We start from the raw sequence: 22,224 nt of genomic DNA on the forward strand, positions 1-22,224 counted from the left end.
AGCTAACTGGTTCTTGGCACTTTAATGCGGCATCGGACGGATCGTCAGAATTTGCTCACTGCGACCAAAAGGTCCATGTACATCATGCAACACGGCACTAGTCAATCCTACCCCGTCATCACCATACTGTTGTACGGCTTCGATACCCAACCAGCGACCTTTTGGCGCGCGATGCATATGGATTTGCAAATCAGTATTGGGAAACATCCACTCCAATTTAGATAAGCCAAGACCTAACCTTGGTACAACACCATTAGCAGTGTCGACCATACCCAATAGATGCACTAAGTCATCAGTCGGCTCGCCTTCAATCATATCCGTATCATTAGTAATCCATACCATACCGCGACCAGGACGACGGTCTTCTGTCGCTACCAAACGTACGCTTTCAATATAGCCGCCTGGCCAGCCCTTCATGTCTTCCCAAACTGGTAATTCTTCAGGTTTATATCTTGCTGGTTGATCTTCGAGTCCGGCAATCTCGCTGGTATCTTGAGTGAGAAGTCGCCATGCTCTTGCAATAATAGCATCTCGGCCACGGCTGCTCATGACCGCTTCAACCAACTCAATAGTCTTGCCTGGTCGGATACAGCGAGTAGTAATCGTAAAATCATCGAGTGGTATTAGTCCAAGGATATCAAGGCTGACACGTGCGATACGAGTATTCGGCTGCAGCGCAAAGCCATTTAACTCGGCTGTGAGTAGGCCTGTCGCTGGTGCCATATGCTGCTCATGCTCATTCCAAGCACCTTGGGCATGTTTGGTTGGCTGATAATGCGCCACACTGACACCATCTTCTTGTAGCTCTCGTTTGATAAATTTATAATAAGCAGTCATAGCTATCCTATATTTGGCACTTTTTTTGTACTTTTATTTGTGAGTAAGCTCTTGTTTTCTTAGTATGAGAATACGGCGAGCTTTTTGTATGAAGAATAATAAGACAACCATTATTACTACAAACATAGCATAGAAAAAGCTTTTTTCTGCCATGAACTTGATGATGTTCATAAACAATATAAAGACTACTACCGCCATCACGAGCATGTTGAGCTTCAGTTGCTTGTTAACTTCAGCGAGCGTGGCCTCTGCCAATACAAATTTGGCTTTTGGTTCTTTCATGCGAGCTTATCCATATAAATGATGGTTCATACAAATACTAATATTGATTATTTACCAACTTGGGTGACTGGAATACGCAAGGCTTTCGGTAAACTAAACGTCACATTTTCCTCGATACCAGATAGCTCACTGGGCAAGTCCCCACCCCAGTCTTGTAATTGCTGTAGAACTTCTTGGATCAATACTTCAGGTGCAGATGCCCCAGCAGTCACGCCAATACTCTGGACACCATCTAACCAACGCTTATCCATCTCACTGGCATTGTCGATTAGATACGCACGGCAATTCATACGCTCGGCCAGCTCACGTAAGCGATTAGAGTTTGATGAGTTTGGTGAACCAACGACCAAGACCACTTCACAACGACTGGCTAAATCTTTTACCGCATCTTGGCGGTTTTGAGTGGCGTAGCAAATATCGTCTTTGCGCGGGCCTTGGATACTAGGAAATTTTTCACGCAGCGCATCGATAACGCGAGCAGTATCATCCATCGACAAGGTTGTCTGAGTTACAAATGCCAAGCGTTCAGTATCTTGTACAGTTAATGCTGCCACATCACCTTCATCTTCGACCAGATGAATCTGTCCACCATGGCGACGATTAAAACGTCCCATCGTACCTTCTACCTCTGGATGTCCTGCATGTCCTATCAACACTGCATCCATGCCATCTTGTGCAAACTTTGCTACTTCGATATGTACTTTGGTCACCAATGGGCATGTTGCATCAAACACGGTCAAATCTCGGCGCTCAGCTTCATCTTCAACCGCTTTGGAAACCCCATGAGCAGAGAAAATAACGATGGAACCATCTGGCACTTCATGAAGCTCTTCAACAAACACCGCACCGCGATTGGCTAAGTCCGATACCACAAATTTATTATGCACCACTTCATGACGGACATAAATGGGCGGCTCGAAACGTGTCAATGCTTCATTAACAATCGCAATTGCACGGTCCACACCAGCACAAAATCCACGGGGATTGGCAAGATAAATTTGCATAAGAAGGCCTATCATTGGATAATTTATAATTAAAACGTATTTTTGAATTTTACTGTTCAAAATTTGAGATGAAATCAATGCTCTACTTTAGCACAATTTGCTTTTATCACTCTCTAAAATAGCTGTCTGCTTGTAGCAATATTTTATGAGCAAACCCCAGTATGCTTACGACATATTGCAAAACCAGCTTTAACTTGTATAAAAGCAGTTTATAATAACGCACTTACTATGATTTCTATCGCCATACATGATGGCGTTTTTTATTTTTTCTAGTCTTTGTTTTTGACTGGGGCACTGCTCGATCTTTTATCAAAACATGCTTATAAAAAATACTTTACGAGTTATCAAAACACCTTCTATTAGGATAAATTGCATGACAGGTTCATTATTTATTATCACTGCCGCCTCAGGTACAGGCAAAACCTCATTGGTTAAACAGTTGCTTGCTACTACCAATGATTTGACTGTCAGTGTCTCACATACCACTCGTGCACCACGTCCAGGCGAGATTGATGGTCAACATTATCATTTCACAGATACCGATAGCTTTACTAATGGTATCAATGCAAACCTATTTCTAGAGCATGCTGAAGTATTTGGTAACTATTATGGCACGTCAGAGGAAAGTGTACGTACCCAGCTAGCGGCAGGTATTGACGTTATTTTGGAGATTGACTGGCAAGGAGCGACGCAAATCAGAAATATCTTTCCCGGTGCCATTATGGTTTTTATTCTACCACCCAGTATTGCTACATTACGTCAACGTCTCTCAACCCGCGCGCAGGATTCTGTAGAAGTTATAGAGCGCCGTCTAGCTGGTGCAGTCACCGAAATGGCACAATATGTGAATGCTGACTATGTAGTGATCAATGATAATTTTGACGTAGCCTTAGCTGAGCTAAAAGCAATTATTGTGGCAGATAGACAGACGCTTGCCCGTCAACAACAACGCTACCATCGCACGATTAACAACTTGCTAAATACTCAGGTAGAAGAGTAAACTAAGCATTAGCCGCATTTAGCAACTTATCTCTCAAGTAGATATAAAAAAGCAACGACGCGACTTGGCAAAAAATGCTATAATCTTTAGCTATTCCCCTTTATATTTTTGATATTATTTTTATTGAGTGGTGGGCAAGGTCCGCTACTAATAAAAACAACCGAGGTAGCTATTTATGGCACGAGTGACGATTGAAGATTGTTTGGATAATGTTGATAATCGCTTTGAGCTAATTTTGGTCGCAAGCAAACGCGCCCGCCAACTGGCCAAAGGTATTGCTGAGCCTATGGTTGATGTCGATAACGACAAGCCTACGGTACTAGCACTACGTGAAATTGCCGCTGGCAAAATCACACGTGATATCCTAAATCAGCCAGAGCATAACTTTGCTACTAGCTCATTAGATTTAGCACTGTCAGGCGACCATAGCTTCTAATAGGCTGCTTGGATAAGATGTGTTTTATAGAACCAATATGTTTTTATAAAATAAGCATACATCTTGAGTAACAATAGAGACCACAGCATAAGCTGTGGTTTTTTGGTTGTAAATATAATGTATTGGCTATTTTGGCGGCTATTTATCTCCAAAATAGATCATTGAGTTGTTTTTTTATCGTCTACTCGCTTATCAGTTGACATTGAAGGCAATTTGCGATTAATTAGAAGCTGGCGTACTCATCCTCAAGTTTTGTATAGTAGGTCATTATTTAGACTTCACTTACTTTGGTAAGTGGCCCAATAAGTAGGTCATGGAAAATAGGATCATCATTTTATGAGTCAAACCCTACCCAAACTCAGTCATCAACTTGTCGATGACGCTCAATATAACTTGCTACGTTCAGTAGGTTATCTCACTGCTGCTGAACGCCGTGATATTGTTGACGCTTGTGAGTTCGGAGATATTGCGCATATAAAAGACAAGCGCAAATCTGGGGAACCTTATATCACCCACCCAATCGCTGTCGCTGAAATACTAGCTGGCTTTCGCTTAGATCGAGATACCATCATCGCAGCTATTTTGCATGATACGGTCGAAGATACCGAAGTAAGTGACGAACAGATCGAACAGCGTTATGGTGCCATAGTATCTAGATTAGTTGATGGTGTGACTAAGCTAAAATCCTCTTCGCACAATAAGCAACAAAACAAAGCGGCCACCTTTCATAAGATCTTGACCGCTACACTTGCTGACCCTCGTGTACTGATTATTAAGCTTGCTGACCGCCTACACAACATGTCTACACTTGATGCCGTACGTCCTGAGAAGCAGCGTACAACAGCACAAGAAACCTTAGATTTTTATGTGCCATTTGCACGATTGATGGGCTTGAATGATATTGCTGATTATATCGAGGTATTGTGTTATCGCAATTTAAACTCTGATATGTACAACAAGCTATCTGATAAGCTGTTACAGCATGGGCTTGGGCGTAACTTTCAGCAAGAAGCCATTCATCGTTATTTAAGTATTGTCCTCAACAATTTGGGGCTCAGTGGTCTAGTCAAAGTTTTAGACAATCGTGTGGTCATATACCGTCAGTTTTTCCGCAACCGCGGTGAAATCAGTTCGCTACTGCGTCATTATGCGTTTGAGATCGTCCTTGATAACATCGAAGCATGTGACAAACTGGCTTACTATCTGATCAAAAAGTATCAGATAGATGATAATCATATTGCTGATAATATTCGTAGACCTCTACCAGGTGGCAACCAATCCCTCACTCTCATCTATAAGCGTGACAATGATGTGGTAAAAGTCACCATTTTGACCAAGCAAATGCAGAGTGCTGCAAGACTTGGTGTCATTGGCGCTGAACATGCTTCAGATGTCAGCCAGTCAGTGATTCAAGCGTCATTACGCAATATGAAAGACCTGGTTGATGAAGACAACCTAAATGAAAATAGCCCTGATTTTTCAGCGGCAGTCTCTACCATCAATGAGCTAATGGATTACCTGCACTCCAGTAAAATCATTTGCTACAGTCCTCAAGGCCGTGCTTATGAGTTACCACAAGGAGCAACTGCTCTAGACTTTGCTTATGCTGTCGGGCCGATGGTTGGCAACGTTGCTGTTGGGGCAAATATTGATGGCACAGTGGCAAAGCTTGGTACTGTCGTCAAAAATGGACAGTCAGTTGAGATAGAAGTGAATAGTCATTCAGAACCAAAGGCTGAATGGCTAGGGTTTGTGGTGACCAACAAAGCACGTGAAGAGATTTTACGTTGGTTCAAAGATTTATCTGTCGCTGACAAACAACATCATGGACGACAAGCATTGGATCGTGCGCTTAGAACCCATCAAAAAAGCTTTGATGATTTGACAGAGTCGGACTGGAAAGATTTGACTGAATGGCGTGGCTTAACAGAAAAAAACGCGCTGTTTGAACAGATAAGCTCAGGCACGCTGCTGCCACAACTGGTAGTGACTCGCTTATTCAGCGATGAATTAAGTGATTTACAAGCAAAGGTACATAGCGATGACATGACTGAACCACAACAGTTAATTGCGAACGCTGCTGGTGTTGAGCTTAATTTCGGCAACTGCTGTCACCCAATATATGGTGACCCTATTGTCGGACACCTATCGCGTCACGGCTTGGTTGTTCACCGACATAAATGTTTTTCCCTGGATGATATCCGTAAAGATAACCCTTATCAGGTGATTCAACTTCGTTGGCGCAGTGACAATGCGGTCAAGCAAGGTGATATTGATGAACAAGAACTAAAAAACAGTGGGAAAATTCGTTTCCCTGCTTATTTGAAGCTTTCCGTTGCGCTTAGTGACGAACAGATTAGTGAAGTCATCTATCACTTGCGCCAGCTCAATATGGGTGTAGAAACCATTGATGTTCGTAGTACTGACAGTATCATTCAGATTGTAGTGCGTAGTCGCAACCATCTAGCACAGGGTATTCGTGAACTACGCTCGCTGCTAGGTTTCCCTAACATTATGCGGTTATATCAATTATAATAAACCTGTTTGCTAACGTATAAGTTAGCAATTTTAGAACCTTCAATTAACTATATAAAAAGGATATCCTATGACTCGTCAAACCATCCAAACTGATAAAGCACCTGCAGCTGTCGGCACCTACTCACAAGCTGTAAAAGTCGGCAATACTGTCTATATCTCAGGTCAGCTTGGTTTTGATCCTGACACTATGGAGCTAAGAGAAGGTTTTAAGGCACAGGCTGAGCAAGTATTTGAAAACATCAAAGCTATCTGTGAAGCAGCTGGCGGTAGTTTAAATGACGTGGTCAAATTCAATGTATCTCTGACTGACTTAAGTGATTTTGCCGTCCTAAACGAAGTGTTTGTCGCCAACCTAAGCGAGCCATACCCTGCCCGCGCTGCTGTCCAAGTAGCCGCTCTACCTAAAGGTGGCGTGGTAGAAATTGAGTCTATTCTATATATCGAATAAGACGCTATTGAATGCTTAATATTTTTTGCTCATTATTAAGCGCTCATTTTAGCAACAGCCTATAAGATAAATCACAATAAGCTTAGCATCATGCTAAGCTTATTGGTCTCTGTTCTATTATTCTGATCTCATATTCACCTAATAAGACTGCGAAGCCATTTATGTTGGTACAAGTTGCTCTGCCCGTCCCCCTTTATCGGGTGTTTGACTATAGCTTACCAGCTGATATGCCTGCTCTGTCAGACAGTGCGATACCACCAATCGGAAGCCGCGTCGAGGTTTCATTCGGTCGTCAGACTCTAATTGGTATTGTGATTGCTCACATCTCACAAGACGATAGTAGCGTACCTGTAAATAAGATCAAACCCATCAATAAACGTCTAGATGCTGAGCCTATTTTGGACGCTGGTATGCTCAAGCTTGCCTATTGGTTGGCACGCTATTACCACTATCCACTTGGTGATGTATTGGCCGTTATCCTGCCAAGCCTTGTCCGTCAAGGTAAACCATTAGACTTGCTGATTACCCATTGGCGCATTTTACCTCATGTTACTGATGATAATTTTCGAGCCAATGCCAAGAAACAAAAGCAGCAGTTCGACATGCTAAAGCTACATGGTCAACATGGCGCAAGTGAAGACGTATTGCTACTAGAAGGAATGCAACGAGCATTTCTAAAGACACTAGAAGATAAAGGGTTAGTCGAGCGCTATATTCAGCCAAAACAAGCGCCTGCTCCAGTTAAACTGGCAAAAATGCCACTCGATCTCAATGATGAGCAGAAACTTGCTGTCGACGCTATTATCACTGCCCATGAATCTGATACTTATACTGGTTTTTTGCTCAATGGTATTACTGGTAGCGGTAAAACCGAAGTTTATCTCCAAGCGATGCAAGCAGTACTAGAGGCTGGTAAACAAGTCCTTATTCTAGTACCAGAGATTGGCCTCACACCGCAAACACGTGCCAGATTTGCCAGTCGGTTCGCAGCCCACATTGTGCTATTGCATTCAGGTATGACCAACACTCACCGTTTGCAAGGTTGGCAAGACTGTCGCACGGGGCATGCACAAATCGTAATCGGTACGCGCTCGGCTGTGCTATATCCGTTTGCAGACTTAGGTTTAATTGTTGTTGATGAGGCGCATGATGGCTCGTATAAGCAGCAAGACACATTACGTTATCACGCGGCTGATGTTGCGCTCTATCGAGGGTTACAATATAAAATCCCAGTGATACTTGGTACTGCCACACCTTCTCTTGAGCATTTAAAACTGGTCGATGATGGCAAACTAGCGGAATACCAACTGCTTACTCGTCCGGGTAATGCCAAACCTGCAACCATGCAACTGATCGATGCGCGCTTGCAAAGCACTCATCAACAAACACAAGATGATGGGGCGCGTTATGATACAGGGCTGACAGATGCCATGATTGGGGCGATAAGGCAAACGCTGGAAGCTGGTGATCAGGTATTGATATTTTTGAACCGTCGTGGCTATGCGCCTGTTCTATTGTGTGAGGCTTGTGGTTGGCAAGCAGATTGTCCGCGCTGTGATGCTCACCTGACCGTTCACTACAATAGCCAAGCCCAGCGAAGCAATTATTCTAGCAACTCTTACTTAAAGTGCCATCATTGTGATTGGCAAGCCTATATCCCTACAGTATGCCCTGATTGTGGCAGTCAAAACCTAGATGCCAAAGGTATGGGAACGACAAGGCTCAGCGAAAATCTACACGCAATATTTGCTAACCCTCAAACAAGCAAAAATCTCTATCCGATTATTCAAATAGACCGTGATACCACAAGACGCAAAGACAGCTGGGAAAAAATTTACGAGCAAATCAATAAAGGTAACCCTGCTATATTGGTCGGTACACAGATGGTCGCCAAAGGACATCATTTCCCTAACGTCACGCTGGTTTGCTTACCCAATGCCGATCGCGGATTTTTATCAGCAGACTTTCGCTCACCAGAGCATACCGCACAGCTAATGATACAGGTAGCTGGCCGTGCTGGTCGAGGTGATAAAGCTGGCCGCGTATTGATTCAGACCCTACAACCTGACAACGAATTACTATTAAAACTGGTCAAAGACGGCTACTTATCATTTGCGCGCGAGTTATTGCAAGAGCGTCAAACGATGGGCTTGCCTCCTCATCGACATGCTGCATTGATACGCTGTGAAGGCAAAACATTGGCAGCCACCACGCGAGCGCTTAAAGATGCCATTGCGCATTTGCCTAATGCCCATAATCTCGTTGTTTTAGGTCCTATTGATGCACCCATGAGTAAAAAGAACAGTCGCTACCATGCACAGCTTTTATTATTGGCCAGAGACCGTCGACAATTGCACGACGTATTAGGACAGTGGTGGCAGCCAGTGCTTGCTCTACCAAGCGCCAAATACCTCAAACTTACTTTGGATATTGATCCTGTCGGCTGGTAACTTTCATCTGAAACTTAATAGACAACGGCATACCTTTCTACTCCTCTTCTTATCCTGTTTACTTCGTCGTTACAGCTTCTCAAGCTTGCCTATGTTAAATTTATAACTATCAAACGGTATAGGATAAACGCTCTATGCCTACTCTACCCATAGCAAACATCACTTATCAGTAAACATCATCTATCGAACGTAATTATCAGCGAATTTGAGTATTATGATGAATCCAAATAATCCAAACTCTGACAAGCATACTCATAACCAGCAGCCTGATAGTACTGATGTGTCTAACTACGTTCGCAAAGATGAAGAAAATAACTACACTCAGGAAAGCCAAGGCCATCATGATCATGATGAGCATCTAGAACAGACAACAGTAGCGCGAGATACCAAAGGCTATCAGCGTACCTTACTATTCAGTTTTGTTATCATTACTGGTTACATGTTTATTGAAGCCATCGGTGGCTGGCTCACCGGTAGTTTGGCCCTGCTATCTGATGCAGGGCATATGTTAAGCGATGCGATAGCACTTGGTGCCACTTTGGTCGCATTTAAAATTGGTGAAAAAGCCGCTAATCACCAGAAAACTTTCGGCTACAAGCGCTTTGAGATATTAGTTGCTACGGTAAATGGCGCGACACTTATCATAATCGCTTTGATGATTTTTTATGAAGCGATTAAACGCTTTAACTCACCGCCAGAAATTGCGACCCAAGGTATGCTTATCGTGGCGACTATCGGTATGTTGATTAATATTCTGGTCGCTTGGCTAATGCACCGAGTTAGTCAAGGTGGCGAGTCACATGGTCATAGTCATAATCTTGGTACGAATGATGCCAAGGTCACAGAGCAGAAACCTAATAGCATAGAACCCGTTAACCTCAATATGCAAAGTGCCTATTTGCACGTATTGGGCGATTTATTAGGTTCAGTAGCTGCGATTATCGCTGCGCTGCTTATGATGAGTTTTGGTTGGGTATGGGCAGACGCAGTGGCATCAGTAATTGTCGCCGTGCTTATTTTAACCAGTGGCTACCGCGTCGTACGTGATTCTGTACATATATTGATGGAAGGGACGCCTGCCAATATATCGCTAGTCGATGTGGAACAAAAATTGCTCGAAGACTCTCAAGTACAAAAAGTGCATGACTTACATGTTTGGAGTATTACTAGCGGACTTAATGCGCTCTCCTGTCATGTGGTTGTTGATGGCGAAATGAGTATCCATGAATCAAATATTTTGATTGCTAGTCTAGAACGAAGACTACTAGAGCTTGGTATTCACCATGTTACTATTCAGGTCGAAAGCTCGTCTCATCCGCAAAATATCTCACATAGCGATGCATTGGTCTGTGATATCTCAGGACAGCTGCCTGATGACAATAGTCATATTGGTCATAACCATTAACGATATACTCTCAGCTAAATGATTGAATAAATAGGTCAGTAACTCGAGCCAAATCCTAGTGAATACGAGTATAGATATTTGATACTGGCCTATACTGAAAATTACGTAGAACTAGAATCCGGACTAAATCAGTACAGTTGTGATTTTCGACAAACTTTTGCTTTATTCAACTCAAAAAACTCAAGTCCAAATCAGCTTATGTGGTTATAATAACTATTATAAAGTTTTGTTTAGTACCCCAGTTAATTTCTATAATCAAGATTTTTAGTATTTTCACTCTATCTATTGATGATACAACACTATGTCTAGACGCTCAGCACCTTTTGTCGCCCCAGACTATATCGATGATCCTGCATCCAAGGATGGCAAAAAACACGCCAAAGTTTTGTTATCGACGCTACAAGAAGACATTGCAAACTTTCGTAATGAACAGTTTCCACCCGATATTTTGCGACAAATTCGCGATATGCCTATTTATGAAGGTAACTTAGCCGAAGTCCAAGCGTATCAGCAACGTTGGCAAAATCTACTTGAGCGCGCAAAGGATTTTTATCCAGCGGCCAACATGCCACCTGATTACCTTCCACTTCCTGCTAGCCTTGAGATACCGCAATTTATCTATCATGTTCATCGTTTACATTTAACTAAGACACGTGCGAAAGAATCCAAAAGCTTTGGGTCAGTAGGTGCTCTGACTGATAAATGTGGTCAATATACGAATGACGAAATCGAGCACATGACAGCAGTGTTAGACAACGATGACGAAGCGCGACTAGTAGCGCATCGTGAATTTATCGATCTGCGTGCCTATGTCTTCTGTCGCGATAGTAAAGGCGAGATGTTAGAACCTGAGCGTGTACGTTTTTATCGTACTGGTCTTATTGTACAGGCCCTACCTGACTTTAAGATTGTAGATAGTCGTCAGACACCGCGTAAACGCCGCAATGATGCTTATAATAATCCGCTTGCGGACAATGGTGTGTGGAAGGTTTATCGCAAAAAATAATAGATATGAGCGCGATACTGTTTTAGCCATACTAATTTTAGTCACGGCCATTTTATATTCTGTATTTTATTCAAATTTTTAAGGAGCCCAGATGTTTGCTGCCGCCGCCGGCTCACCAAATCTCATGTTGCAAGCCACTATCTTTTTGGGAGCAGCATTGCTCTTCGTACCCCTTGGTAAACGTTTTGGTATTGCAACGGTTTTAGGCTACCTCATCACTGGACTTATATTGGGCCCGAGTGGCTTGGATGTGGCAGGCGACGCTGAGAGCCTATTGCACTTTTCAGAGTTTGGCGTGGTCATGCTGCTGTTTATTATTGGGCTTGAGCTCCAACCTTCGCGGCTCTGGGCATTACGCCGCTCTATCTTTGTATTGGGCGGTTTACAGGTTGGTTTGACTGGTACGCTACTGATGTGGCTTTTACATCAGTTTTTCTCCTTACAACTAGATACTGCCTTTATCGTTGGCTTTGGTTTAGCCCTATCTTCTACCGCTTTTGTACTACAGATACTGACTGAGAAACAGCAGCTTTCAAGCACGCACGGTCGAGAAGCTTTTACCATTTTATTATTCCAAGATATTGCGGTCATTCCTTTGTTGGCAGTCATTCCGTTTTTATCAGGGGTGCGTGAACAAAGCTACGATTTGATCTATTTTGGCAAGGTGTTTGCTGTTTTTGCAGGTCTAATTTTTGCCAGCCGTTATGTGGTTCGACCCTTCTTTAAATTTGTCGCCTCAAGTGGTGCATCAGAACTACTGACCGCGGTTGCTCTATTTATTGTGATGGGTGTATCTATTTTGATGGGCCAAATAGGTCTATCAATGGCATTAGGTGCATTTTTGACAGGTGTGTTGTTAGCAGATTCTGAGTATCGTCATGAGTTAGAGGCCAGTATCGAACCTTTCAAAGGGTTGCTACTAGGTCTGTTCTTTATGTCTGTCGGTATGCTCACCGACGTAAAACTCATCTTAGCAGAACCTATTTTTATTATTGGCTGCGCGCTCGCTCTCATGTTTATCAAGTTTGCTGTTATTGCCACTATTGCAAAGGTGTTAGGCAACCGCTTACCAACCAGTATTAGGTTGGGCGTCACATTGGCTCAAGGCGGTGAGTTTGCCTTTGTCCTATTCAGTGTCGCCACCGCTCAAAATGTCTTACGGCCTGAGCTGGCTAATACTCTTAACCTTGTCGTTACTATCTCGATGGCACTGACACCGCTAGCATTTTTATTATTAGAAAAAGTGGGTGAACCATTATTTGCCAAGAACAAACCGAGCCGCGAATACGATACTATTCCTGATCATGAGCATCAGGTGATTATCGCGGGTTTTGGTCGAGTTGGACAGATTATTGGTCGCGTACTTCGCATGCATAATATCGAATTCACTGCTATTGAACGCTCTGCAAACCGAGTAGATTTCGTACGTAAGTTTGGTAATCAAGTCTATTATGGTGATCCAAAAAACCCTGAGATTTTACGTGCTGCAGGCATTCAAAAGGCGCGGGTGTTTATTCTTGCCATTGATGATTTAGAACGATCTATCACTACTGCTCAATACTTACGTAAGAACTATCCTGAACTGATTGTATTAGCAAGAGCGCGCGATCGTCAGCACTATTATCGTTTGCGTGAGGTTGGCGTGCGCCATATTTGGCGTGAGACGTATTTGTCATCTTTGGACATGTCACGCGAATCACTACAGCTATTAGGTATCTCACCAGAAAAAGCGAGAGAGACGGTAAAAACATTCCGTGATTACGATGATGATTTGATCGAACGCCAACAAGCTATTTATGATGATGAAGCTAGTATGATTGAATCCGCGCAATCAGCAATGGCTGAGCTTGAAAGCTTGTTTGACGAAGATATTGGCAAAGCGCGTAAGATGGATTTAACCGAATTTTATGAGGCGTTAAAGAGTCAAGCAACACCAGTTGATGAGAATAATGATCCTGCAACGGATTCTAAGCCTTAACTCCCAGCACTAGCAATATTTACAAACACTCATTAAGTACAGCCCCTAATCTGCTATACAGTTTTTAGGGGCTTGTTTTTTATTCAGTGAGCTGGTGCAATCCCAATTATCACTGTCTGGTATATGATAAAAAACCAACGTCTGCTCGTTTAAATAGCGTATTGGAAACGTCACATTTTGAATCGTTGCCAATACCGCACAGTCGGTCTCTGGCACGCCTGCGGCCTGACTATCGACATGCATGCGTAGCTGCTGTTGTTCGGTACTCAAAGGTAAATTCACTGGGCACTGCCCTGTCTGTTGATAAATTAATGCCACTCGGTTTTGAGCATTTTTTGCAATATTATAAGAATCAAACAACACTTCGTTTGCTTTAGGCTTGGCAATGATTGGTAAGAATTGCACCTTAATAACCGATAACGAAAACGCAAAGAAACCAAACCCTAATGCTAATCCAAATAAGCTAACGCTGCCTTCTCTTTGCAGATGCGCCTTCTGTGCTGCCTCATCTCGTGGATGGTCATTTATCGCATCAGCGATTTCACGCCTCGCCATTCGATAGTAATACGCATCCGTCCAACGTGCGGCCATAAACGACCAAAACAGCCAAATAACGGCGGCAATGCCGATACGTGTTGCCATCTGGTAAGCATCTGGTACATAGGACATTGCTACAAATTCGAAAGCAACCAGCACCAGCGCTACATTTAGCTGGATAAAAGACCATCCTGCGACACTATAGACAATTGCATCCATATAGCGTTTGCGATATAGCAGCCAAGGAAAAGTGATAAAAAATGCAGCCCAATGCCATTTTGGCGACAGATAACCTTGCTGATCAAACTGCTCAAAACGTTTAAGGTAATAACGCTGGGTACGATTACCGATAAACCACTTATCTAACTGCTTTCGTTTAGCAGGTGTGAGCGACTCTTGATAAAATGGTGGCGGTGAATCCGTCTCGATAAATAACATAGCAACACGCTCTACTAATTCTTAGGAAAAGCATTTAAAAAACACCATTATATGATAACGCCAAACCCTGTGTGTAAAATAGAGAAACCATAGCATTGACTAGCAAATGCGTGAAAATAGGATTGTTCGTTCACAGTTGTATGGATTTAACTTATAATAAGCAAACATTACCCACCTAATTAAGTCTTACAAATCCTATGAGTCAACATTCTGATATCAATGACAATATCAATAGTACCGATACTACTGATGAGCAAACCCTTAATAGCACAAGCGAGCCTATCGATACCGATAACAGCTCCAACCAAGAGGTAGAACCGAACTCTGACAAGCACATTCGCATCGTCAATACGTTTATGAAGCGTCGTACGCACATGAACAAAAACGCTGAGCTTGCACTAACTGCTCCAGAGTTTTCTGAGTATTTGGTCAATAATAGTTTTGGTGATGGCGATCTTACCGGTATTGATAACCTACGTACGTTATTCGCAGATAGCCCAAACGGCCCAAATGCGCCGCTTACGGTAGAGATTGGTTTTGGCTTGGGTGATTCGTTTATTGAAATGGCAGCCGCTGACCCTGCTCGTAACTTTGTCGGTGTAGAAGTGCATGAGCCTGGTATTGGTAAATGCGCTTATATGGCTGGCACCCAAGATTTGAAAAATGTAAAAATTGTCAACGGTGATGCCATTCAATTGCTCAAGCAGCTACCAGAAAACCATATCGATCGTATTCAACTATACTTCCCTGATCCATGGCAAAAAAAGCGCCACTATAAGCGTCGTTTTGTCAGTCCTGAACGTATGAGCATCGTTACGCGCAGCTTAAAACAAGGCGGCTGGTTCCATACAGCAACTGACTGGGAACATTATGCATTTTGGATGGTTGAAGTATTGGATGGTTTCGATGGATTGACTAACAAAGCTGGTACAAGTAACTTCACTGAACGTCCTGACTTTCGTCCAATGACTAAGTTTGAGCGTCGTGGTCTCGACCGTGGGCATGGTGTTTGGGATTTGATCTATGTCAAAGACTGATTAATACTGTCTTATTTTTAGTAGTTTCGACAAAGCGGCTATCTGATGTAGCCGCTTTTTTGTGGCCTTCTAAATGTTATAGAAAATATCTTTAAAAATACTAGACATCCTATGTACAACTATGTCTACTGACATCTCAGTTGCAACTCTTAAGTCATACTCCTGACTTTTAATGCCTATAGTATGATTATGCATAAAAAAAGATAAATTTTTAATTTGTGAAACATAGCGCTCACAAGGCTATTTATAAACAAAACAGCACCTTTAAAGTAACTAAAAACAAAATATAGCATTAGCTCCTAATGCTAACGATCTACGTAAACTTATGTATTATAAGGCTTTACAGAGTTCTCCCCATAAGCTGTGGATAACCCTGTGCATAAGTCACTACTTGACAAGTTTATAGCTAAGTAAATTAAAGGATAAGGTAAAATCGTTCATTTTTTGTACAATTTATAAATTAAACAAAATCAATAACTTACATTAAATTCATATGCATAAAAAATTATTTTAAATAATCTATAAAATAATTTAACCACTCATGATGTTTCACAATTAGCGAAAATAAGCATCTTATTTATTGTGGACAACTTCTAATTCTATTGACAAACCTAGTCGTTATCAGGTTCAAAAAATTAGCAACCTATAGTTCCACTTCTGTAGTTTTTCAAGTTTACACCATACGACAGGTAGTGTCGTTTAGCATTGCATTGCGCTAATTATAGTTCCTTGCTTTTGCTATAATTACCTTATCAAATCAGCAGTGTTAAGAAATAGAGTCGAGTAATTAACATATAAATTCTGATTTAAAAACAACGATAAAGACAGCGTATTGCGGACTTGTTTTTACTTCTCTCGCTATTTAATTTTACTGTATAGTAGAACGATACATTTGATACTACTACCTATACCAGCCACGTGACAACCTATTTTTCGATAAAACAGCCAAACAATAACTAGTGACTTTATAACAGCCAGTATTTGTTTGCCAAAAGTTTTAACAATACTAATATTTTACTCATAGCATCAATCTAACTACCGAAAACAAGGAATCCAATATGGACGACAACAAAGCCAAAGCCCTCAAAGCGGCACTAGGTCAAATCGAAAAGCAATTTGGTAAGAATACCATTATGCATCTAGGCGATGATGCAGCTACTATGGATGTAGATGCGGTTTCTACAGGCTCTCTTGGGTTAGACATTGCGCTTGGTATTGGTGGCCTGCCAAAAGGGCGTATCATTGAAATTTACGGCCCAGAGAGCTCGGGTAAAACGACAATGACACTGCAAGCCATTGCAGAATGCCAAAAGCAAGGCGGTACATGTGCCTTTATCGATGCTGAGCACGCACTTGATCCTGTATATGCCCGCAAGCTTGGTGTAAACACTGATGAATTGTTACTATCACAGCCTGACAATGGTGAGCAAGCGCTTGAAATTACCGATATGTTGGTGCGCTCAGGGGCAATCGACATGATCGTGATTGACTCAGTAGCAGCTTTGACACCGCGCGCCGAGATTGAAGGCGAAATGGGCGACTCTCACATGGGTCTACAAGCGCGTCTTATGAGCCAAGCCCTACGTAAAATCACTGGTAATGCTAAACGCTCTAACTGTATGGTAGTCTTTATTAACCAGATTCGTATGAAAATTGGTGTTATGTTCGGTAGCCCTGAAACCACGACTGGTGGTAATGCACTGAAGTTTTACGCCTCAGTACGTATGGATATCCGCCGTATCGGTGCAGTCAAAAATGGTGATGAGATCATCGGTAACCAGACTCGTGTCAAAGTTATTAAAAACAAAATGGCACCACCTTTCCGCCAAGCTGAGTTCGAGATCACTTACGGTGCAGGTACTAACCATTTAGCCGAAGTTATTGACTTAGGTGTGGAGATTGGCGCTGTTGGTAAAGCAGGCTCTTGGTACAGCTATGGCGATGAAAAAATTGGCCAAGGGAAAGCTAACTCTGTGCTTTTCTTAAAAGAAAATCCTGCCATTGCTAAGGAAATCGAAGATAAAATTCGTGACGAAAAACTTGGTACTAAAAAAGATAGCAAAGACTCAGAAACTGAAGAAGCAGAGCAGGCTTCTGAAGCTGTACAATAATGGTTTAACAATTAACCGTTGTCAGTAACTATGATTCGTTATGAAAATTAAAACCTTAGCTGAAATTTTAGCTGAGTCGGGTGCCGACTCAGCTAGTTCTATTGATAGCAAACCAAAAAAACCGTCCAAAAACTCTCGTACGAATGAGTTTAAAAAACTAGGGAAATCTAGTAAACGGACTATCCGTTCAAGTACAGATGATTCAATCACGAATGACGTTACTATCGATACCGCATTTTTTGAAGACCCCTCTCCTAAATCTAAAAAAACTTCTAAATCTAAAAAACGTAAAAAGCGTTTTCATCCAGCGGCTAATTTTACCGCTGAACCTAGTGATGCCCCTACTTATCAGCCACCTGAAGCGCAAACCATCAAAGAGATGCTAGCAGAAGTCAAACACGACGTTCATAATAATGATGACGTTGATAACGGTTTGACAGCTGATACCAGTAATAGCACTAAGCCACTATCCAAAAACTCAGAAAATAAAGCTGAGCTTTTTGCTGTCAATGATAGTGAAGCAAATAGCCAAAACGATAATATACCAGCCGCGCTCAAAGCCTACTTACGAACTCCTGAGCAGAAACAAGCAGAAATCGATGCGATCAAAGCAGAAAGTCGGTTGCGTTGGCTCGCATTTTATTATTTATCACGCCGTGAATACGGAAAGGCTGAACTAAAGCAAAAGTTGATCGACAAAGAACAAGACCCAGAGAAAATTGATACTCTACTCGATGAGTTTGAAGAAAAAGGTTATCAAAGTGATTACCGCACTACTCTAATGCTAATACGTGAGAATATCCGTAAAGGTCGTGGACGCGGGCGTATCAAACAGGAATTTTATCGTAAGAAGATTGCTATGCCAGACAACATTGATGAGTTAATCGATATGGCAAATGCAGAGTCTGATGAATTCAGTGAGTTTGTAGACGATGATGCAGACAACCTAGTGGATGGTGTAGATTGGCTAAAACTGGCGGTGATAGCACGTACCAAAAAATATGGTGATGAGATACCAGTTGAACAAAAGGAAAAAGCTAAGCAGCTACGGTTTTTACAGTATAGGGGGTTTAATACCGACATCTGCTTTGCCGCACTAAATTATACGCTAGAGTCTTTAGATGAGCGTTTTTAGCTAACACTCATCTAAAGGCTAACCGGGTAAAACAATAATCTTAGATGTCCTATTAATAATAACCAAGCACTTTCCACCAAATTAAACCAGCACCTATCCAAATCACCAAATTAACCACACTCATAATCGCACCAATACCCCACCACTCTTTCAACGTCACATAACCAGAGTTGAAAATTACAGGTGCTGTACCAGTCGCATAATGGGTTAATGTCATCATGATATTACCTGCTGCAGCCAAGATTAATGCATACAGCATTGGCGGTGCCCCTAGTGTCAAACCAACCGCATAGAATGCTGCAAATAGTGCGGTAATGTGAGCAGTGGTACTAGCAAAAAAGTAATGTATATATAAGTAAACTAAGGTCAACATCGTCGCTGCACCTACCCAGCCTACCCCAGTTGTTCCAATGAGAGACTCAATGTTACCTGCAAACCAGCTAATCAAGCCAAGCTTGTTTAGATAGGCCGCCATCATAATCAGTGCACCAAACCAAACAATAGTATCCCATGCAGATTTCTCTTTAAGAATGTCATCCCAAGTCAGTACGCCAGTCAATATCAATGTCGTCAAGCCGATGAAGGCAGTTGTCGTGGCATCAACATTATATTGCTCACCCAAAACCAGTGCAGGGATATTAGCCCATAAGACCAACATAAGACCAAATACACCGAGCATTATCTTCTCATGGGTACTAACCTGCCCCATCTCTGTCAGATTATCTTTTGCGAAGTTTTTGGCATCAGGTGTTGCTTTGACATCGGGGGGATAAATCAAGTAGATAACCACTGGCATGACGATCAGACAAAGCATCCCAGGTATGAACATCGCTACTGCCCACGTCGTCCATGATAGCTGAATATCGCCACCCGTTGCTTTGTTCACCAGCTCTACGACTAAAGGATTGGGGGCAGTCGCCGTGATAAACATCCCAGAAGTAATAGGATTCGCGTGGTAATTTACCATTGCTAAATAGCGACCAATTTTATTTTGAGTGCCTTCTTCTGGTGTCGAATGAAAACTTTGCGCAATGGACTTCATAATGGGGTGAATAATACCACCACCACGGGCCGTATTAGACGGTGTGATAGGTGCGACCATCAATTCAGCAGCTGCCAAGGAGTAAGCCACGCCAATGGTTTTTTTACCAAAAATAGAAATGAAGTAGTAAGCAATACGTCGACCTAAGCCTGTTTTTATCAGCCCACGTGATATCATAACCGCGATACCAATTAGCCAAATCAGAGGGCTTGAATAACTTGACAACGCATCGCTAATAGCTTGCTTCGGACTATCGCTTGTGACGCCGGTCAGTGCCACTAAAGTGACAGCAATAATAGCAATGGCACCAATAGGCAATACCTTACCTATGATGGCAACAATAGTCGCGATAAATAACGCCAACATATGCCACGCTTCTGGTGTCACACCCGTCGGCACTGGGATGACAAACCAAATGACCAAACCAACTAAAATAGCAACAGCTGCTTGAATGGGCTTAAATGGCATAATTAATAATCCTTGTAAGATCCTTAAGCGATTAGAGGAATGTACCTTTCGTTCAATACCGTTGAGACGCTGGAACCACAACCACAACTTGAATGCTAGTCCTATTTATTTTATAGGACTTATAGAACCCTTATATCACTGTTTACTTTTTTTAACATATACATTTAGATTAGCAGACAAATAGATAACAAGAATTTTTTTAAATATGATAACCATGCCTAAACTATAAAAAAATAGCCCATTTATCGACGGGCTATCCTTTGTTGTATTTTCATCGAAACATCTAATTCTGTAAATAGTAGCTCTTTTATAAAAAACTACTTAAAACTACCCAGACGGTTAGATAACTGACTAATGATTTGATCAATTTCTTCATTAGCTTCAGCTTCATTATCCAGATTGCCATTAGGGGTTAATTGGTTCATTACTTCAGGCAATAGCTCAGCGAGCCCTTGTTTTACCTCAGTTTCATTAGCGCCAGTATGAGCGGCTACTTGTTGGATTTCACTTTCGTCAAACAATCGGTTAATCTCATTCGGATCTAGATTATCATTTGTTTCGTTGTTGCTCATCCAAGAACGTGCCTGGCCTTCATAGCCCATACCAGTGATTTTTGATAATGCTCCACTTAGACCGCCATTACGCTTAATCCAGCTGAGTACCATGGGCATTAACGCAGCAACGAGCATACCTTTACCACCAAACCCACTACTGGTTTGTTGACCCCCTAATACACTTCCTAAAATATCACCCAGACCACCAGTACCTGCATTCACACCACTGCGCTGACTACCGCCCGCGAGACCACCAATAATGTCATCTAAACCAAAACCGTTATCTGACTGACGATTATGCTGCTGAGTGCTATAACCACCTGCCTGACCACCGCCCAGTACACTGCCTAAAATATCACCAAGGCCCCCTGTTTGGCGTGCCTCCGTACGCTGATTGACTGGATTGCGCTGAGCATCGTCTGGATTCATTGCACTACGCGCTACTTGGCTCACTAAACTTCCTAATAAGCTCATTATCTATTCCTCTTGTTATTATGTGATTTACTACAAAAATTATGCTTTAATCTACAAAAATATCGCATCTATCTACATGACTCTTAATAACATAATGGCAAATCTATGCGTTTTGTTTTCACTTTTTAATATAACAAACCTATTTATCTTTTGAGATAGCTGTTTTGTTATGACATGTTGAGCTTTTTCATCGTACACAAAAAACTTAGAACCAATAGACGACTAATTATCTAGGATGAACTCTTACTTATATTGGCTAAGATATTTAACTGTCGCCATTGCTCATGATTTACTTGATCACGAAATATAGTTGTGGAAAACGTTTTTTGGTAAGGCTCAATGATATTGAACTCAATACTCGTCGCCCACTGATAGCGATGTATAGCGACTAATTCTGCTTGCCATAATTCATCACCTCGACCCGTTCGTATCAACAACTGCCATTGTTTATCGACACGCTGGCTAAGCCGTGGCTGACTAATATGCAATAGTATAGGTCTTGATATAATGAGGTAGCTTGCGACTGCTGCTGAGACTATTAAGACCAGCAAATATTGCCATAAGGCCAAAGAAGCCAGCCATGCCAATATCATCATGATGCCGATCAAACCCATATATAGTAGCCCGCGTACATAACTGGCAGGCTTAATAGCTGTATCAATACGTAAGGAGGTTGCAAGTGTCATGTCAGCATACTATAAGGGATGTTAACTATTGTGCCTTTTCTTGAGGCCTAAACTAAGTCTTTGGTATGGCGCCATGTTTTTATCTTATTGACCAATGCCCAGATGTCGTCACTTTCTGGACGATTTTGATTAGTAAAATAATCCAACAAGTCAGGGTCTTCATGAGTGAGCATTTGAGCAAATGTTTCTTGCTCAGTAAGATCGGCTGTCAAATAAAGCTCTTTAACATAAGGGTCGATGTAAAAATCTAATTCCTTTAAACCACGGCGAGCTTGATAAATAATACGGCGCTGCTCATTGGTTGGTTCTGGCTGAGTTGTACTAGTCATAGGTTTACTCTTATTAATTTAAATAGTTT

At 42.0% G+C, this 22,224-nt stretch carries 19 protein-coding genes; 11 read left to right on the forward strand and 8 right to left on the reverse strand.

All coding sequences use genetic code 11. From position 1 onward, the window contains the following. Nucleotides 1–21 precede the first annotated feature (21 nt). Genes ACT3QQ_RS00200 through ispH form a run of 3 tightly spaced genes read right to left on the reverse strand, consistent with a single transcriptional unit; the run spans nt 22 to nt 2,123 of the window. A complete protein-coding gene (locus tag ACT3QQ_RS00200; protein WP_444526418.1) occupies nt 22–837 on the reverse strand; it encodes a thioesterase family protein in 816 nt (271 codons plus the stop codon). 33 nt (nt 838–870) lie between these two features. Continuing rightward, entirely contained in the window at nt 871–1,119 is a 249-nt protein-coding gene (locus tag ACT3QQ_RS00205; RefSeq protein ID WP_444526419.1) for a hypothetical protein, read from the reverse strand. A 47-nt stretch (nt 1,120–1,166) separates the two neighbouring features. Then, nucleotides 1,167–2,123, reverse strand: a complete 957-nt coding sequence (ispH, locus tag ACT3QQ_RS00210; RefSeq protein ID WP_444526420.1) for a 4-hydroxy-3-methylbut-2-enyl diphosphate reductase — start codon at nt 2,121–2,123, stop codon at nt 1,167–1,169. Between the two features lie 373 nt (nt 2,124–2,496). Here ispH and gmk point away from each other — a divergent pair, with 373 nt between their 5' ends. The 8 genes from gmk to ACT3QQ_RS00250 all read left to right on the forward strand — a co-directional run bounded on the left by gmk (nt 2,497) and on the right by ACT3QQ_RS00250 (nt 13,384). Beyond that, a complete protein-coding gene (gmk, locus tag ACT3QQ_RS00215) occupies nt 2,497–3,123 on the forward strand; it encodes a guanylate kinase (RefSeq protein ID WP_444526421.1) in 627 nt (208 codons plus the stop codon). Between the two features lie 175 nt (nt 3,124–3,298). Further along, on the forward strand, nt 3,299–3,559 hold the full coding sequence (gene rpoZ, locus ACT3QQ_RS00220) for a DNA-directed RNA polymerase subunit omega (protein WP_068403827.1): 261 nt from the start codon (nt 3,299–3,301) through the stop codon (nt 3,557–3,559). A gap of 336 nt (nt 3,560–3,895) precedes the next feature. Then, entirely contained in the window at nt 3,896–6,094 is a 2,199-nt protein-coding gene (locus ACT3QQ_RS00225) for a RelA/SpoT family protein (RefSeq protein WP_444526422.1), read from the forward strand. 70 nt (nt 6,095–6,164) lie between these two features. Continuing rightward, entirely contained in the window at nt 6,165–6,545 is a 381-nt protein-coding gene (locus ACT3QQ_RS00230) for a RidA family protein (protein WP_057761400.1), read from the forward strand. A 161-nt stretch (nt 6,546–6,706) separates the two neighbouring features. Further along, complete coding sequence (locus tag ACT3QQ_RS00235) at nt 6,707–8,995, forward strand: primosomal protein N' (RefSeq protein ID WP_444526423.1); 2,289 nt, start codon at nt 6,707–6,709, stop codon at nt 8,993–8,995. Between the two features lie 214 nt (nt 8,996–9,209). Further along, nucleotides 9,210–10,400, forward strand: coding sequence for a cation diffusion facilitator family transporter (locus tag ACT3QQ_RS00240; RefSeq protein WP_444526424.1), 1,191 nt, complete (start codon nt 9,210–9,212; stop codon nt 10,398–10,400). 301 nt (nt 10,401–10,701) lie between these two features. Then, a complete protein-coding gene (locus ACT3QQ_RS00245; protein WP_444526425.1) occupies nt 10,702–11,406 on the forward strand; it encodes a hypothetical protein in 705 nt (234 codons plus the stop codon). Nucleotides 11,407–11,497: 91 nt separating this feature from the next. After that, nucleotides 11,498–13,384 carry a monovalent cation:proton antiporter-2 (CPA2) family protein gene (locus tag ACT3QQ_RS00250; protein WP_444526426.1) on the forward strand — a complete coding sequence of 629 codons (1,887 nt, stop codon included), beginning with the start codon at nt 11,498–11,500 and terminating at the stop codon, nt 13,382–13,384. 45 nt (nt 13,385–13,429) lie between these two features. On the opposite strand, the gene ACT3QQ_RS00255 is transcribed toward ACT3QQ_RS00250, so the two are convergent. Continuing rightward, nucleotides 13,430–14,359 (reverse strand): DUF2628 domain-containing protein, encoded by a 930-nt coding sequence (locus ACT3QQ_RS00255; protein WP_444526427.1) that lies wholly within the window; start codon nt 14,357–14,359, stop codon nt 13,430–13,432. Nucleotides 14,360–14,556: 197 nt separating this feature from the next. Between ACT3QQ_RS00255 and trmB the strand changes: the two genes are divergently transcribed. From trmB to ACT3QQ_RS00270, 3 genes are all read left to right on the forward strand, one after another. Then, nucleotides 14,557–15,396: a tRNA (guanosine(46)-N7)-methyltransferase TrmB gene (gene trmB / locus ACT3QQ_RS00260; protein ID WP_444526428.1), complete on the forward strand. Its 840-nt coding sequence runs from the start codon at nt 14,557–14,559 to the stop codon at nt 15,394–15,396. A gap of 1,058 nt (nt 15,397–16,454) precedes the next feature. After that, nucleotides 16,455–17,507 (forward strand): recombinase RecA, encoded by a 1,053-nt coding sequence (recA, locus tag ACT3QQ_RS00265; RefSeq protein WP_444520177.1) that lies wholly within the window; start codon nt 16,455–16,457, stop codon nt 17,505–17,507. Between the two features lie 40 nt (nt 17,508–17,547). After that, on the forward strand, nt 17,548–18,642 hold the full coding sequence (locus ACT3QQ_RS00270; protein WP_444526429.1) for a regulatory protein RecX: 1,095 nt from the start codon (nt 17,548–17,550) through the stop codon (nt 18,640–18,642). Nucleotides 18,643–18,694: 52 nt separating this feature from the next. Here ACT3QQ_RS00270 and ACT3QQ_RS00275 read toward each other — a convergent pair whose 3' ends face one another. From ACT3QQ_RS00275 to ACT3QQ_RS00290, 4 genes are all read right to left on the reverse strand, one after another. Further along, nucleotides 18,695–20,152, reverse strand: a complete 1,458-nt coding sequence (locus ACT3QQ_RS00275) for an anion permease (protein WP_444526430.1) — start codon at nt 20,150–20,152, stop codon at nt 18,695–18,697. A gap of 317 nt (nt 20,153–20,469) precedes the next feature. Beyond that, nucleotides 20,470–21,180 carry a YidB family protein gene (locus ACT3QQ_RS00280; protein WP_444526431.1) on the reverse strand — a complete coding sequence of 237 codons (711 nt, stop codon included), beginning with the start codon at nt 21,178–21,180 and terminating at the stop codon, nt 20,470–20,472. A 230-nt stretch (nt 21,181–21,410) separates the two neighbouring features. Beyond that, nucleotides 21,411–21,866, reverse strand: a complete 456-nt coding sequence (locus ACT3QQ_RS00285; RefSeq protein WP_444526432.1) for a hypothetical protein — start codon at nt 21,864–21,866, stop codon at nt 21,411–21,413. Nucleotides 21,867–21,913: 47 nt separating this feature from the next. Further along, complete coding sequence (locus ACT3QQ_RS00290; protein WP_444526433.1) at nt 21,914–22,195, reverse strand: FAD assembly factor SdhE; 282 nt, start codon at nt 22,193–22,195, stop codon at nt 21,914–21,916. Nucleotides 22,196–22,224 lie beyond the last annotated feature (29 nt).

Origin of the sequence: Psychrobacter sp. AOP7-A1-24 (assembly GCF_052376235.1) — a bacterium.
GTDB lineage: Bacteria > Pseudomonadota > Gammaproteobacteria > Pseudomonadales > Moraxellaceae > Psychrobacter.